Annotated in this window: 14 protein-coding genes; 9 read left to right on the top strand and 5 right to left on the bottom strand. The window is 71.4% G+C overall.

Annotation, left to right across the window (positions count from 1 at the left end; all coding sequences use genetic code 11):
* Window positions 1-29: 29 nt before the first annotated feature.
* Window positions 30-1,058, top strand: a complete 1,029-nt coding sequence (locus tag AOA12_RS14590; RefSeq protein WP_054684219.1) for a 6-phosphofructokinase — start codon at window positions 30-32, stop codon at window positions 1,056-1,058.
* Window positions 1,059-1,249: 191 nt separating this feature from the next.
* Here the strand turns inward: AOA12_RS14590 and AOA12_RS14585 are convergent, their stop codons facing one another.
* Entirely contained in the window at window positions 1,250-3,358 is a 2,109-nt protein-coding gene (locus AOA12_RS14585; protein WP_054684217.1) for a S9 family peptidase, read from the bottom strand.
* Between the two features lie 170 nt (window positions 3,359-3,528).
* On the opposite strand from AOA12_RS14585, the gene AOA12_RS14580 reads away from it, so the two are divergent.
* The 4 genes from AOA12_RS14580 (at window position 3,529) to AOA12_RS14565 (ending at window position 6,818) form a co-directional block, all read left to right on the top strand.
* On the top strand, window positions 3,529-4,791 hold the full coding sequence (locus tag AOA12_RS14580; RefSeq protein WP_054684214.1) for an inorganic phosphate transporter: 1,263 nt from the start codon (window positions 3,529-3,531) through the stop codon (window positions 4,789-4,791).
* Window positions 4,788-5,123 carry a hypothetical protein gene (locus tag AOA12_RS14575; protein ID WP_054684212.1) on the top strand — a complete coding sequence of 112 codons (336 nt, stop codon included), beginning with the start codon at window positions 4,788-4,790 and terminating at the stop codon, window positions 5,121-5,123. Before AOA12_RS14580 ends, AOA12_RS14575 begins: the two co-directional genes overlap by 4 nt.
* A 223-nt stretch (window positions 5,124-5,346) precedes the next feature.
* A complete protein-coding gene (locus tag AOA12_RS14570) occupies window positions 5,347-6,243 on the top strand; it encodes a phosphodiesterase (protein WP_054684207.1) in 897 nt (298 codons plus the stop codon).
* 116 nt (window positions 6,244-6,359) lie between these two features.
* Window positions 6,360-6,818 carry a DUF4190 domain-containing protein gene (locus AOA12_RS14565; protein ID WP_054684203.1) on the top strand — a complete coding sequence of 153 codons (459 nt, stop codon included), beginning with the start codon at window positions 6,360-6,362 and terminating at the stop codon, window positions 6,816-6,818.
* A 69-nt stretch (window positions 6,819-6,887) separates the two neighbouring features.
* On the opposite strand, the gene AOA12_RS14560 is transcribed toward AOA12_RS14565, so the two are convergent.
* Entirely contained in the window at window positions 6,888-7,754 is an 867-nt protein-coding gene (locus AOA12_RS14560) for a fumarylacetoacetate hydrolase family protein (protein WP_054684200.1), read from the bottom strand.
* An 84-nt stretch (window positions 7,755-7,838) separates the two neighbouring features.
* On the opposite strand from AOA12_RS14560, the gene AOA12_RS14555 reads away from it, so the two are divergent.
* From AOA12_RS14555 to AOA12_RS14545, 3 genes are all read left to right on the top strand, one after another.
* On the top strand, window positions 7,839-9,023 hold the full coding sequence (locus AOA12_RS14555) for a PrsW family intramembrane metalloprotease (RefSeq protein ID WP_054684196.1): 1,185 nt from the start codon (window positions 7,839-7,841) through the stop codon (window positions 9,021-9,023).
* Between the two features lie 218 nt (window positions 9,024-9,241).
* A complete protein-coding gene (locus tag AOA12_RS14550) occupies window positions 9,242-9,610 on the top strand; it encodes an FKBP-type peptidyl-prolyl cis-trans isomerase (protein ID WP_054684193.1) in 369 nt (122 codons plus the stop codon).
* A 134-nt stretch (window positions 9,611-9,744) separates the two neighbouring features.
* On the top strand, window positions 9,745-10,299 hold the full coding sequence (locus AOA12_RS14545) for a YceI family protein (RefSeq protein WP_054684190.1): 555 nt from the start codon (window positions 9,745-9,747) through the stop codon (window positions 10,297-10,299).
* 24 nt (window positions 10,300-10,323) lie between these two features.
* Here AOA12_RS14545 and AOA12_RS14540 read toward each other — a convergent pair whose 3' ends face one another.
* Window positions 10,324-11,664, bottom strand: a complete 1,341-nt coding sequence (locus AOA12_RS14540) for an MFS transporter (RefSeq protein WP_231637099.1) — start codon at window positions 11,662-11,664, stop codon at window positions 10,324-10,326.
* Window positions 11,661-11,882 carry a DUF167 domain-containing protein gene (locus AOA12_RS14535; protein ID WP_054684187.1) on the bottom strand — a complete coding sequence of 74 codons (222 nt, stop codon included), beginning with the start codon at window positions 11,880-11,882 and terminating at the stop codon, window positions 11,661-11,663. The genes AOA12_RS14540 and AOA12_RS14535 overlap by 4 nt, the downstream gene beginning before the upstream one ends.
* Before the next feature lie 115 nt (window positions 11,883-11,997).
* Here AOA12_RS14535 and rpsO point away from each other — a divergent pair, with 115 nt between their 5' ends.
* Complete coding sequence (gene rpsO, locus AOA12_RS14530; protein WP_054684185.1) at window positions 11,998-12,267, top strand: 30S ribosomal protein S15; 270 nt, start codon at window positions 11,998-12,000, stop codon at window positions 12,265-12,267.
* A 292-nt stretch (window positions 12,268-12,559) separates the two neighbouring features.
* Here rpsO and AOA12_RS14525 read toward each other — a convergent pair whose 3' ends face one another.
* On the bottom strand, window positions 12,560-13,564 hold the full coding sequence (locus AOA12_RS14525; RefSeq protein ID WP_054687088.1) for an isopenicillin N synthase family dioxygenase: 1,005 nt from the start codon (window positions 13,562-13,564) through the stop codon (window positions 12,560-12,562).
* Window positions 13,565-13,594: the final 30 nt, after the last annotated feature.

The following is a 13,594-nucleotide window of genomic DNA, read 5'->3' as shown; positions in this document are numbered from 1 at the left end:
CCATCGATGAGCCCAGAAGGAACATCCCCATGAAGATCGGCATTCTCACCAGCGGTGGCGACTGTCCCGGCCTGAACGCCGTGATCCGCGGCGCGGTGCTCAAGGGAACCACCACGTACGACATCGAGTTCGTCGGCATCCGCGACGGCTGGCGCGGCGTCGTCGACGGCGACTTCTTCCCGCTCTCGCGGCACGAGGTGAAGGGCCTGGCCAAGACCGGCGGCACGATCCTCGGCACGAGCCGCACCAACCCCTACGAGGGGCCCCGCGGCGGCGCCGAGAACATCTCCAAGACGCTGTTCGGCCACCGCATCGACGGCATCATCGCGATCGGCGGCGAGGGCACGCTCGCGGCCGCCGACCGGCTGCACAAGGACGGCATCCCCGTGCTCGGCGTGCCGAAGACGATCGACAACGACCTGCGCGCCACCGACTACTCGTTCGGCTTCGACACGGCCGTCAACATCGCGACCGACGCGATGGACCGGCTGCGCACGACGGGCGACTCGCACCAGCGCTGCATGGTCGCCGAGGTCATGGGCCGGCACGTCGGCTGGATCGCGCTGCACTCGGGCATCGCGGCGGGTGCCCACGTGATCTGCATCCCCGAGAAGCCGATGTCGATCGAGGAGGTCTGCCAGCAAGTGTCGAAGGCCCACGACCGCGGCCGTGCGCCCCTCGTCGTCGTCTCGGAGGGCTTCACCCTCACGGGCCAGGCCGAGGCGTACAGCGACAAGGGCCTCGACGCCTTCAACCGCCCGCGGCTCGGCGGCATCGGCGAGGTGCTCGCGCCCGAGATCGAGCGCATCACGGGCATCGAGACCCGCGCGACCGTGCTCGGCCACATCCAGCGCGGCGGCTCGCCCTCGGCCTTCGACCGCGTGCTCGCCACGCGCCTCGGCCTGCACGCCGCCGACGCGGTGCACGACGGCGCGTGGGGCCAGATGGTCTCGCTCAAGGGCACCGACATCGTGCGCGTGCCCTTCGCCGACGCCCTCGGCGAGCTCAACACCGTCCCCCTCTACCGCTACGACGAGGCCGCCGCGCTGTTCGGCTGAGGGCGGCGCTCTGCGCGGCCGGGCGATCTGCGCCGGTACAGGAGAAATCACCGGTGCAGGACGATTCCACTGGAATCCTCCTGCACCGGTGATTTCTCCTGTGTTCGTGAGGTGGATGCGCGGCGCCGAACGCCGCCGAACCGGATGCCGGATGCCGGCGACGCGGCGTCGGCGGACGGCGTCCGCCGTGCTCAGTCCTCGGCGAGGCCGAGCACGTCGAGGAGCCAGGCGAGGTCGAAGGCGCGCTGGCGCCAGGCGTTGTAGCGGCCGCTCACGCCGCCGTGCCCGGCGACCATCTCGCACTTGAGCAGCGCGTCGGCGCCCACCTCGCGCAGACGTGCGACCCACTTCGCGGGCTCGACGTACAGCACGCGCGTGTCGTTCAGCGAGGTCGTCGCGAGCACTCGCGGGTACCGCACGCCCTCGCGCACGTTCTCGTACGGCGTGTACGACTTCATGTACTCGTACACCTCGGCGTCGTGCAGTGGGTCGCCCCACTCGTCCCACTCGATGACCGTGAGCGGCAGCGACGGGTCGAGGATCGTCGTGAGCGCATCGACGAAGGGCACGTCGGCGAGCACGCCGGCGAACAGCTCGGGCGCGAGGTTCGCGACGGCGCCCATGAGCAGGCCGCCCGCCGAGCCGCCCTCGGCGACCAGGGCCGAGGGCGTCGTGTATCCGGCATCCACCAGGTGGCGTGCGCACGCGACGAAGTCGGTGAACGTGTTGCGCTTGCGGTCGAGCTTGCCGTCCTCGTACCACTGCCGTCCCAGCTCGCCGCCGCCGCGGATGTGCGCGACGGCGAACACGACGCCGCGGTCGAGCATCGACAGCCGCGCGACCGAGAAGCCGGGCTCGATCGAGTGCTCGTACGAGCCGTAGCCGTACAGGTGCAGCGGCCGGGGCCCGGTGCCCGGCTCGCCGAACGAGCGCTTCCACACCAGCGAGACCGGCACGCGGGTGCCGTCGTCGGCGACCGCCCACACCCGCTCCTGGCCGTAGTCGGCGGGGTCGTATCCGCCGAGCACCGCCTGGCGCTTGCGCAGCAGCAGCTCGCCCGTCTCGACGACGTGGTCGTAGACGGTGCCGGGCGTGACGAACGAGTTGTAGCCCAGGCGGATCATGCGCGGCGCCCACTCCGGGTTGCCGCCCCCGCCCACGGCGTAGAGCGGCTCGTCGAACTCGAGCTCGCGCAGGCCGCCGCTCGCGTAGTCGAGCACGGCCATGCGCGCGAGCCCCTCGCGGCGGTAGGCGACGACGCCGAAGTCGCGGAACGTCGACGCGTCGAGCAGCCGGCGACCCGGCTCGTGCGCCATCACGACCGTGCGCTCGCCCGACGGGTCGGATGCCGGCACCCGCACGAGCTCGAAGTCGAGCGCCCCGTCGTTGTGCACGATGTAGAGCACGTCCTCGCCATCGACCACGGCGTGCGCCGCCGAGTACTCGACGCCCTCGCGGCGCGGCCACACGACGCGCGGCTCGGCGCGCAGGTCGGATGCCGGCACGAGGAACTCCTCGGTCGTGATCGATGAGGACGACTCGATGACGAGGTAGCGGTCACTGCGGGTGAACCCCGCGCCCACCCAGAACCGCTCGTCGGGCTCGTGGAACAGCTGCGCGTCGGCCGACGCGTCGGTGCCGACCTCGTGCAGCCAGACGGTGTCGGGGCGCCACGCGTCGTCGACCGTCGTGTAGACCACGAACCGGCCGTCGGGGGAGAAGCTCGCGCCGCCCGAGGTGTTCTCGATGACGTCGGGCAGCTCCGCACCCGTCCCGAGGTCGCGGATGCGCAGCGTGTAGCGCTCGTCGCCGGCCAGGTCGACGCCGTAGAGCAGCCGCGACCCGTCGGTCGACACGTCGAACGTGCCGAGCGAGAAGAACTCGCTGCCGCCCGACTCGACGTTGCCGTCGAAGATGATCTGCTCGCCCTCGACCTCCGTGCCGGGCGTCAGCTCGGGCGGCGTCCAGTCGTCGTCATCGGCGAGCGGGGCACGGCACTGGATGCCGTACTGCTTGCCCTCGATCGTGCGCCCGTAGTACCACCAGGCGCCGCGCCGGGTCGGCACCGACAGGTCGGTCTCGAGGGTGCGCGCCTTGATCTCGCCGAAGATGCGGTCGCGCAGCGTCGCCAGGTGTGCCGTGCGCGCGTCGGTGTAGGCGTTCTCGGCCTCGAGGTGCGCGATGACCTCGGGATCGTCCTTCGCGCGCAGCCACTCGTAGCGATCGACGACCTCGTCTCCGTGGTGCGTGCGAACGTGCGTGCGAACAGGGACGACAGGAGGCTCGGCCGGAGAGGTCACCGAACAACGGTAACCGAGGGATCACCGGATTCCGCGTTCCGTCGGGGCCCCCGCATGTGCGAAGATCTGAATGCCCGGTTGCCGGGACATGAACACACGGTGAACTGTTCGTTCGCGCCGCCGATCCTCATCGGCATCCATCTTGTTCACATCCCGACCGAAAGCGAACCGTGGAAGCGGCTGTTCTCATCGTGGTGCTGGTGATCGCACTGGCCCTCTTCTTCGACTTCACCAACGGGTTTCACGACACCGCGAACGCGATGGCCACGCCGATCGCGACGGGAGCGCTCAAGCCCAAGGTCGCCGTCGCGCTCGCGGCCGTGCTGAACCTCGTGGGCGCGTTCCTGTCGACCGAGGTCTCCAAGACGATCTCGCACGGCATCATCCGCGAGGACGGCATCGATCCGCTGTCGTTCCTGCCGATCATCTTCGCGGGTCTCATCGGCGCGATCACGTGGAACATGCTCACGTGGCTGCTCGGCCTGCCGTCGAGCTCCTCGCACGCGCTGTTCGGCGGTCTCATCGGCGCCACGCTGGTGGGCGCGAGCGTCACCGCGATCGACTTCGGCGTCGTGCTCAGCAAGGTCGTGCTGCCGGCCCTGCTCGCGCCGCTCACGGCGGGCATCATCGCCTTTCTCGTCACGCGCCTCGCCTACGGGCTCACCCGCCGCTACGACAACAAGCCCGACGGGCGCGACGGCTTCCGCTGGGGGCAGATCTTCACGTCGTCGCTCGTCGCGCTCGCGCACGGAACCAACGACGCGCAGAAGACGATGGGCGTCATCACCCTCGCCCTCATCATGATCGGCTGGCAGGATGCCGCGCACGCCGACCCCCAGGCCTGGGTGATCTTCGCGTGCGCGTTCACGATCGCGCTCGGCACCTACATGGGCGGCTGGCGCATCATCCGCACCCTCGGCAAGGGCCTCACCGACGTCAAGCCGGCGCAGGGCTTCTCGGCCGAGGCGTCCACGGCATCCACGATCCTCGCCTCGAGCGCGCTCGGCTTCGCGCTGTCGACCACGCAGGTCGCCTCGGGCTCGGTCATCGGCTCCGGCCTCGGCCGGCGCGGGTCGAAGGTGCGCTGGGGGACCGTCGGGCGCATCATGATCGGCTGGCTGCTCACGCTGCCCGCGTCCGGCGCCGTCGGCGCGGCCGCGGCGCTGCTCGTCGTGTGGCTCGGCACCTGGGGCGTGGTGGTGGACGCCGTCATCGCGGTCGCGATCATCATCGGGCTGTTCCTGCGGTCGCGGCGCAGCGAGGTGCACGCCGGCAACGCGATGAGCGAGGTCGCCGACTCGGGCCGCGCCGTCAAGGTCAAGCGCAATCCGCCGCCCACCCGCCGTCAGCGCGCGCTGCTGCGCGAGCAGGAGGCGCAGGAGGCCGCCGAGCGCCGCGCGGCCGAGCGCACCGAGAAGGGGGCGAACCGGTGAGCGTCACGATCGACTGGCTCGCCTTCGCCGAGGTGTTCGTCGCGGCCCTGCTCGCCGCGCTGCTCGTCGTCGGCTTCTACGCGATCGGCCTGCGCCTGCTGGTGCGCGCGGGCCGCGTGCCGGTGGTCGTGCCCGCGGCGTTCACCGACGCGATCACGGTCATCAGCCCGAAGGAGGCCAAGCGCGCCGCCAAGGCCGCCGAGAAGGCGGCCCGGAAGAGCCCGCTCACCGAGGGGCAGAAGCGCCTCGCGTTCGCGGGCGCCGTCGCCTCGTTCGGCATGAGCGGCGTCGCCGTGCTCGCGGGCCTCGTGCTCATCGTCATCGGGCTCTGAACCGCGGCGGGGCCGCCCCGCGGCGGTTCCGCCTCTCGGCCGTTACGCCCTCCGTCGCCTCGCTCCCCGGCTCGTTCCGCCGACGAGCGGTTCACAACTCAGGAGATCCGCGCGCCTGAGGCTGCGCAGGCGGGCGGGGCGGCCGTTCTTCCTGAATCGTGCACACCGTCCTTCGCCATATGGGCGATCCGTGCGCCGTCCGCGGAGTCCCTAAGCTGTGGCTATGCTGCCGCAGTTCGGTATCCATCCGCCCGCGCGCCGGGTCATCGTGCACGTCAGCGACACGCATCTGCTCGCGGGCGATGCGCGCCTCGGCGGGCGCTACGACGTCGCCGCGGGCCTGGCCGCGACGCTCGCCGCGGTGGAGCGCACGGGCGTGCGCCCCGACGCCCTCGTGTTCACGGGCGACCTCACCGACCTCGGCGAGCCCGAGGCCTACGCCGCGCTGCGCGCCGCCGTGGACCCCGTCGCCGAGCGCCTCGGCACCCCCGTCGTGTGGGTCGCCGGCAACCACGACGAGCGGCCCGCCCTGCGCCGCGACCTGCTCGGCCTCGACGCGACCGAGGAGCCCGTCACCTCGGTGCACGACCTCGGCGGCCTGCGGTTCGTCGCGCTCGACTCGAGCGTGCCGGGCTGGCATCACGGCGAGATCGACGCCGGCCAGCTCGACTGGCTGCGGGAGGTGCTCGCCGAGCCCGCCCCGCTCGGCACGCTGCTCGCGCTGCACCATCCGCCGCTGCCGTGCCACATCCCGTTCTTCGACATCCTCGAGCTGCGCGGCCAGCCCGCGCTCGCCGACGTGATCCGGGGCAGCGACGTGCGCGGCATCCTCGCGGGCCACCTGCACTACTCCACGAGCGGCACGTTCGCGGGGGTGCCCGTGAGCGTCGCGGCCGCGACCTGCTACACGATGAACCTGCAGCGCCCCGCCGACGAGGTGGGCGGGATGGATGCCGGACAGTCCTTCCACCTGGTGCACGTCTACGACGACGTCGTCACGCACGCCGTGGTGCCGGTCGTCGAGGCCGAGACCGCGACGACCTTCACGCCCGAGTGGACCCGGCGGATGGCGGCGCTCACGCCCGAGCAGCGGCTGGAGGCGTTCTCGCGCAAGCGCTGACGCGCCCCTGGCGCGTCGGCGACGCGCGCGGCCGGTCTCGATGCGCCCGGGGGTGTCGTGGGAGACTGATCGCAGATCATCGCCGCCGCCGCGGCCGGACCCTCACGGGAGAACTCATGAGCGACCCCCAGAACGCGAACCCCACGCCGCCGCCCTACGAGGGCGCGACGCCGCCGCCCCCGGCCTACGGCTCGGCGCCGCAGTACCCCGTCGCGCCGCCGGCCGCCGACCCGTACGGGCAGGGCGCCTATCCCGCGGGCCCCGCGAACCCCGGCAAGACGCTCGGCATCGTGGCGTTCATCCTGTCGTTCTTCCTCCAGCTGATCGCCGTCATCCTCGGCATCGTCGCGCTCGTGCAGAGCCGGAAGGCCGGTCAGAAGAACGGCTTCGCCGTCGCGGCGATCATCATCAGCATCGTCCTCATGGTGATCGGCATCATCATCGGCATCGTCGTGCTCACGCAGTTCATGGGCCTGGCGAATCAGATCGTCACCAACTGCGGTCCCGGCGGCTCGGGATTCGTCGAGATGTGGGGCCAGCAGGTCCCCTGCGACGAGTACGACTCGGGCTACTGAGCGCCCGACGCGCACGGCAGAATCGACGATGCCGGCCCCTCGGGGCCGGCATCGTCGATTCCGCCGGGCTCAGTCGATGATGCGGCAGTGCGTCGTGAGCTCGCCGATGCCGTCGATGCCGACGGTCACGGTCGAGCGGTCGCGCAGGAAGATCTGCGGGTCGCGGGAGTATCCCGCGCCACCGGGGCTTCCGGTCGAGATGAGCGTGCCCGGCAGCAGTGTCGCCGACTGCGACAGGTGCGAGACGAGCGTCGCGACGGAGCGGATCATCTGCCCCGTCGTGGCGTCCTGCACCGTCTGCCCGTCGACGACCGCCCAGATGTGCAGGTCCTGCGGGTCGGGGATCTCGTCGGCGGTCACGACGAACGGGCCCGTCGGGGTGAAGCCGTCGAACGACTTGCAGCGCGACCACTGCGCCTCCGCGAACTGGATGTCGCGCGCCGTGATGTCGTTGACGACCGTGTAGCCCCACACGTGGTCGAGGGCGTCCTCGGGGGAGACGTCGCGCGCGGGCGCGCCGATGATCACGCCGAGCTCGGCCTCGTAGTCCACCGCGTCGCTGAGCGCACGCGGCCACCGCGTCGTCGCCTCGTGCGCCGCGAGCGAGTTCGGCCACAGCACGAACACGGTCGGTGCCTTGTCGGCCTTCAGGCCCAGCTCGCTCGAGTGCGCCGCGTAGTTGAGGCCGATCGCGAGGACGATCGGGGGAGCGGCGACGGCGGGCGCGAAGACGCACTCCGCGAGCGCGACGCGCACGGACGCCGTGCCCACGGCATCCCGCACGGCGGCGAGCGCCGCGTCGCCGCCCTCGACGAGCTGCTGCAGCGAGGTGGGCGCGTCTCGGAAGAGCGGGCCGACCGCGATGGCGTCCTCGCCGTCGACGACGACCAGCTGCGGTCGATCGTGGCCGGGCAGCGTCACGTGGGCAAAGCGCATTCCTCCAGGCTAGTAGGCCCGCCGCAGACTATATTGAACACGTTCCTCGGCGTCGCGGAACGCCGCGCTCTAGGCTGGACCCCTATGGAATACGCCTCCCCCCTCGCCCAGCCGGCACCGGCCGCGACGGCGCCCATCACGACCGCGCCCGTGGCTCCGCCTCCCGGCGTCGCGGCCGCGCCCGCCGCCCCGCGCCGCGGCCGCTCGGCCCCCATCTGGCTGTTCGCCGTGCTGATCGTCGTCGCCGTGCTGCTCATCGGCTACTTCCTCACCTTCCTCGGGCCGATCGCGTCGGGCGTCGGCATGGTGCTCGCCCTCCTTCCGCTGGCGGGCGTGCTCGTGGCCGTGCACATCGTCGACCGCTGGGAGCCCGAGCCGATGGGCCTCGTCGTCTTCGCCGTCGCCTGGGGAGCGATCGCGGCCGTCGCGCTGTCGCTGCTGGTCGACCTCGCGCTGATGATCGTGCTGCCCCCGAGCGGCGCGTTCGCGCGCGAGGCGTTCTCGACGGTCGTGCAGGCGCCGGTCGTCGAGGAGATCGCCAAGGGGCTCGGCGTGCTGCTCATCCTCGTCTTCGCGCGCCGCTCGTTCGACGGCCCCGTCGACGGCGTCGTCTACGGGGCGCTCGTGGGCGCCGGGTTCGCGTTCACCGAGAACATCCTCTACTTCGGCTCGACGCTCATCGAGGGCGGGGTCGTCGGCGCGACGGCGACGTTCTTCGTGCGCGGGCTGCTCTCTCCGTTCGCGCACGTCATGTTCACGGCCGTGACGGGGTACATGGTCGGCCGCGCCGTGCGGTCGGGGGCGACGCCGGGCCAGGCGATCGGCCCGTGGTTCGTGGGCCTCGCGGGCGCGATCGTGCTGCACGCGCTGTGGAACGGCTCGGCGATGTTCGGCGACTTCTTCGCCCTGTACATCACGCTGCAGATGCCGCTGTTCGCCCTGTTCATCTTCGGCATCATCCTGCTGCGCCGTGAGGAGGCGCGGCTCACGCGGCACCGGCTGGGCGAGTACGCGCAGGCGGGCTGGTTCACGACCGCCGAGGTGAACCTGCTCGCGACGCCCGCCGGCCGCCGCCGCGCGATCGCCTGGGCACGCACCCTGCCCGGCGACCGCTCGGGCCGTATGAAGCTGTTCATCCGCGAGGCGACGGCGCTCGCCGCGACGCGCCAGCGCGCCGCCACGGGCCGCGACCCTCGCGCGCTCCTCGAGGAGCGCGAGCACCTCACCCGCACCGTCGCCGCCCGCGCGGCCCTCTTCGCCCCGTCCTGACCCCGCCGAGTCAACCTCCGCCCGCCCAGTCAATACGCCGCTTGCGGCGATCGGGGGTTGATCCGGCGCGGGGGTATTGACTCGGCGGGGGATGCCGGGAAGAATGTGGACAGACCAGTTCAGCGCCCGGGAGACTCGCAGGCATCGCCGCAGCACCGGGCGCTGAACCATTTCCCCGGCGTTTTCCCGGCGCCGGCGCGCATGCTTGGATGGACGGTATGAGCGACAACCGCACCAAGCCCGAGATCGACGCCCCCACGGGGCCCGCACCCACCGAGCTCGTCATCCGCGACATCGTCGAAGGCACCGGCGCCGAGGCCGCGCCCGGCGACACCGTCACGGTCCACTACGTCGGCGTCGAGCACGACTCCGGCGAGGAGTTCGACTCGTCGTGGGGTCGCGGCGAGACCATCCAGTTCCCGCTGCGCGGCCTCATCCAGGGCTGGCAGGACGGCATCCCGGGCATGAAGGAGGGCGGTCGCCGCGAGCTCGTCATCCCTCCGCACCTCGCCTACGGCCCGGCCGGCGGCCACTTCCTCGGCGGCAAGACCCTCATCTTCGTGATCGACCTCGTCAAGGTCGGCTGACAGCCGCACACCCCTTCCGGGGGCGGGTGCCTGACGGCATCCGCCCCTTTTTCGGGCGCGACCTTTATATTCACAGGAATAGATTGCGGCGGGCGTCGTTGTCCTCAACGGACCCCGACACGAAAGGCAGATCCATGACCGAGACCCTCACCATCCCCGGCTACCGACCCGGCACCTGGGTGCTCGACCCCGCGCACAGCGAGGTCGGCTTCAGCGTGCGCCACATGATGATCTCGAAGGTGCGCGGCGTCTTCGCCGTCAAGAGCGCGACGATCGAGGCGCCCGAGAACCCGCTCGAGGCGAAGGTCACGGCATCCGTCGACGTCGCCTCGGTCGACACGAAGGATGCCGGACGCGACGAGCACCTGCGCTCCGCCGACTTCTTCGACGCCGAGAACCACCCCACGCTCGACTTCGCGTCGACGGGCGTGCGTCACGAGGGCGGCGACTTCCTCGTCGACGGCGACCTGACGATCCGCGGCATCACCAAGCCGGTGACGTTCACCGTGGAGTTCGGCGGCTTCGGCACCGACCCGTGGGGCAACCTCAAGGCGGGCGCGACCGCGACGGCCGTGGTCAACCGCGAGGACTTCGGCCTCACCTGGAACGCCGCGCTGGAGGCCGGCGGCGTGCTCGTCGGCAAGGACGTCACGATCACGCTCGACCTGCAGGGCGCGCTGCAGGCCTGAGACGCACCGACCCGGGCCGCCGGTCTAGGGCTCGGGGTGCTCGGCGTCGTACGCGCGGAAGCGCGGGTTCAGGCGCACGAGCACCCCGACCAGGCCCACGATGACGAACCCGCCGAGCAGCGGCGGGAACCACAGCGTCGTCACGGTCGCGAGCGCGCCCGCGTAGAGCGCCCCGACGCGCGGGCCGCCCGCGACGACGACCATGAAGACGCCCTGCAGGCGCCCGCGCATCGTGTCGGGCACCGCCGCCTGCATCATGGTCGAGCGGTAGATGGCGCTCACGTTGTCGGCCGCGCCGGTCGCGGCGAGGAACACCGCGGCCACCGCGATGAGCACCAGGTCGGGATGATGCTCGTCGACGACCTCGGGCGAGAACCAGCCGAGCTGCGCGGCCACGAGCACCAGGCCGAACAGCGCGGTCGCGACGCCGAACGCCTGGATCGCGCGCTCGATGCCGACGCCATGCCGCCGCACGCGGCCGATCGGCCCCGAAAACAGGCTCGACAGGAACGCGCCGGCCGCGATGGATGCCGTCAGCACGCCCACCGTGATCGCGCCGCCGCCGAGCAGCACGGCGCCGATCGCGGGGAAGAGGGCGATCGGGTGCCCGAAGGTCATCGCGATGATGTCGAGCACGTACTGCATGCGGATGTTCGGCGCGCGGCGCAGGAAGGCGATGCCGTCGCGCAGCGACTCGAGCCCGGGCCGCACGATCTCGCCCTCGGGACGGATGGTCGGCAGCGTCCACAGGCCGAGGAAGAGCGAGAGCATGAGCACCACGTCGATCGTGTACGTCCACGCGTAGCCCGTGTAGGCGACGAGCACGCCCGCGAGCGCCGGGCCCGCCATCACCATGATGCCCACCGTGATGCCCTGCAGCGCCGCCGCGGCGGGCAGCAGGTCGCGGGGGATGAGGCGCGGCGTGATCGCCGACTTCGTCGCGCCCACGATCGAGTTCGCCGCCGAGTTCACGACGCTCAACGCGTAGAGCCACCACACCGTCTCGCCGCCCGTCCAGGCCAGGACCGCGAGCAGCAGCGTCGACGCGAACGTGATGGATGCCGCGATGAGCGCGACCACGCGGCGGTCGAACGCGTCGGCGAGCATGCCGCCGTACAGGCCGGCGATGATCATCGGCACGAGACCGGCGACGGCGATCATCGAGACGGCGAACGTGTCGCCGGTGAGGTCGAAGACGTGCAGCATGACGGCGACGAGCGTGAGCTGGCCGCCGAGGCCCGCGAGCGTCGAGCCGATCCACAGCCGCGTGAACGCGGGGCTCACGCGGAACGGGCGCAGGTCGATCAGGTGGTCGCGGCGCAGGCGCAGGCGAGGGGCGCGACGCTCGCGCGGGGACTCGCTCACTCGGCGACCTCGATGCGCTTGTGCCGCGAGGCGTGGCCGCGCAGGATGGCGACGTCGCGCGGCGCGACGCCGAAGTGCGCGGCGAGCGCCTTCACGACGCCGTCGTTGGCGGCGCCGTCGACGGCGCGCTCACGGACGTGGACGACGAGCCCGTCGGCATCCTCTTCCACGAGCGGACCCTTGCGGCTGCCTGGCTTGACGCGAACGGAGAACTGCACCCGTCGAGGCTATCGGCTGGTAGGCTGTACAGGTTGCCGTTGGATCGGCCGCGGACAAAGAGAGCTCGCACATCGGGTGACGGGCACCGCGCAACAAGCAGAGAGGGGATCACCTATGGCACTGGAGTCTGAGGTCAAGAAGGCGATCATCGAAGAGTACGCGACGCACCCCGGTGACACCGGATCCCCCGAGGTGCAGGTTGCGATGCTGACGCAGCGCATCAAGGACCTGACCGAGCACCTCAAGGAGCACAAGCACGACCACCACTCGCGTCGTGGGCTGTTCCTGCTCGTCGGTCAGCGCCGCCGTCTGCTCGGCTACCTCCAGGACATCGACATCGAGCGCTACCGCTCGCTGATCGAGCGTCTCGGACTGCGCCGCTAAGCGCGACCAGCGTTCAATCGCTCAAAACATTCTTGAGAGGGCCGCCCACGGTGTGGGCGGCCCTCTGCTGTTGTCGCGACTGGTGTGGGCAGCGGTCCGCGATATGGGTTTCGATACGCCGGCTTCGCCGGCTACTCAACCAGCGGGGGCGTCAACCAGCGGGGGCGGCGCCGGCTGCTCAACCAGCGGGGCGTCAACCAGCGGGGGTGGGGCCGACATCGGCGCTGTGTCCCGCTGGTGGGGCGGCTGTCGCGGAGCGGCAGCGTATCGAGACCCTCCCGGATGCCGGGGGCTATACGCGGGCGGCGAGGAGGTCGGCGTGCCAGCGCTCGGCGACGTCGGGGTGGGCGCGCAGGCGCGACTTGAGGGCGTTCTCGCCGTAGAGGCCGTGGATCGGGTTCGACGGGTCCTGCGTGACGCCGCGGGCCTGGGCGGCCAGCTCGGCGGGCAGCTCGATGAGCGGCAGCCGGGCGTCGAGCGCCGGGTTGAAGAAGAAGGGCACAGAGATGCGCTCGTCGGGGAACCGCGGCGAGATCACGCGGTGGTTCGTCGCGATGAGGTATCCGCCGGTCGCGTACTCGAGCATCTCGCCGATGTTGACGACGAACGCGCCGGGCACCGGGGGAGCGTCGACCCACGCGCCGTCGCGCTCGACCTGCAGGCCGCCCTTGCCGGGCTCGACCCAGAGCAGCGTGAGCACGCCCGAGTCCTTGTGCGCGCCCACGCCCTGGGAGGGCTCCTCCTTGCCGGGGTAGCGCACGATCTTCAGGAGAGTTGAAGGTTCGCCGAAGTGGTCGTCGAAGTACGACTCGGGCGCGCCGAGCGACAGCGCCCACGCGCGCAGCAGCGTGCGCGCGACGCCCTTCAGATGGTCCTGCCACTCCTCGACGACCGCGCGCAGCCCGGGCTGCGCCGCGGGCCACAGGTTCGGCCCGATGAGGCGCGCGAAGTCGGGCGCGCCGGGGTCGGTCACCGCCTCGCGCTCGGGGCCGATGTCGATCTGCTCGCGCCAGTCGACCTTGCCCTGCGTGCGCTCGCCGCCGACGCGCGTGTAGCCGCGGAAATGCGGGCTCGTCACGTTCTCGATCGACAGCTTCTCCTCCTCGGGCAGCGCGAAGAACGTGTGCGCGGCCTCGAGCAGCCGTCCCTCGAGCTCCGGCGTCACGCCCGTGCCGGTGAGGTAGAAGAACCCCACGTCGTGCGTCGCGGCCCGCAGCTCGTCGCGGAATCTCGCCGCGGCGTCCTCGCCCTGGTCGAGAAGGGACAGATCGAGAACGGGCAGGTTCAGTTCGGGCATGACCCGAGGATAGAGACGGCGTCCCGCGGG

This window comes from Microbacterium sp. No. 7 (assembly GCF_001314225.1).
Taxonomy (GTDB): Bacteria; Actinomycetota; Actinomycetes; order Actinomycetales; family Microbacteriaceae; genus Microbacterium.
Note: the sequence above shows the minus strand (reverse complement) of the source record. Positions and strands in the feature narration are given on the sequence as shown.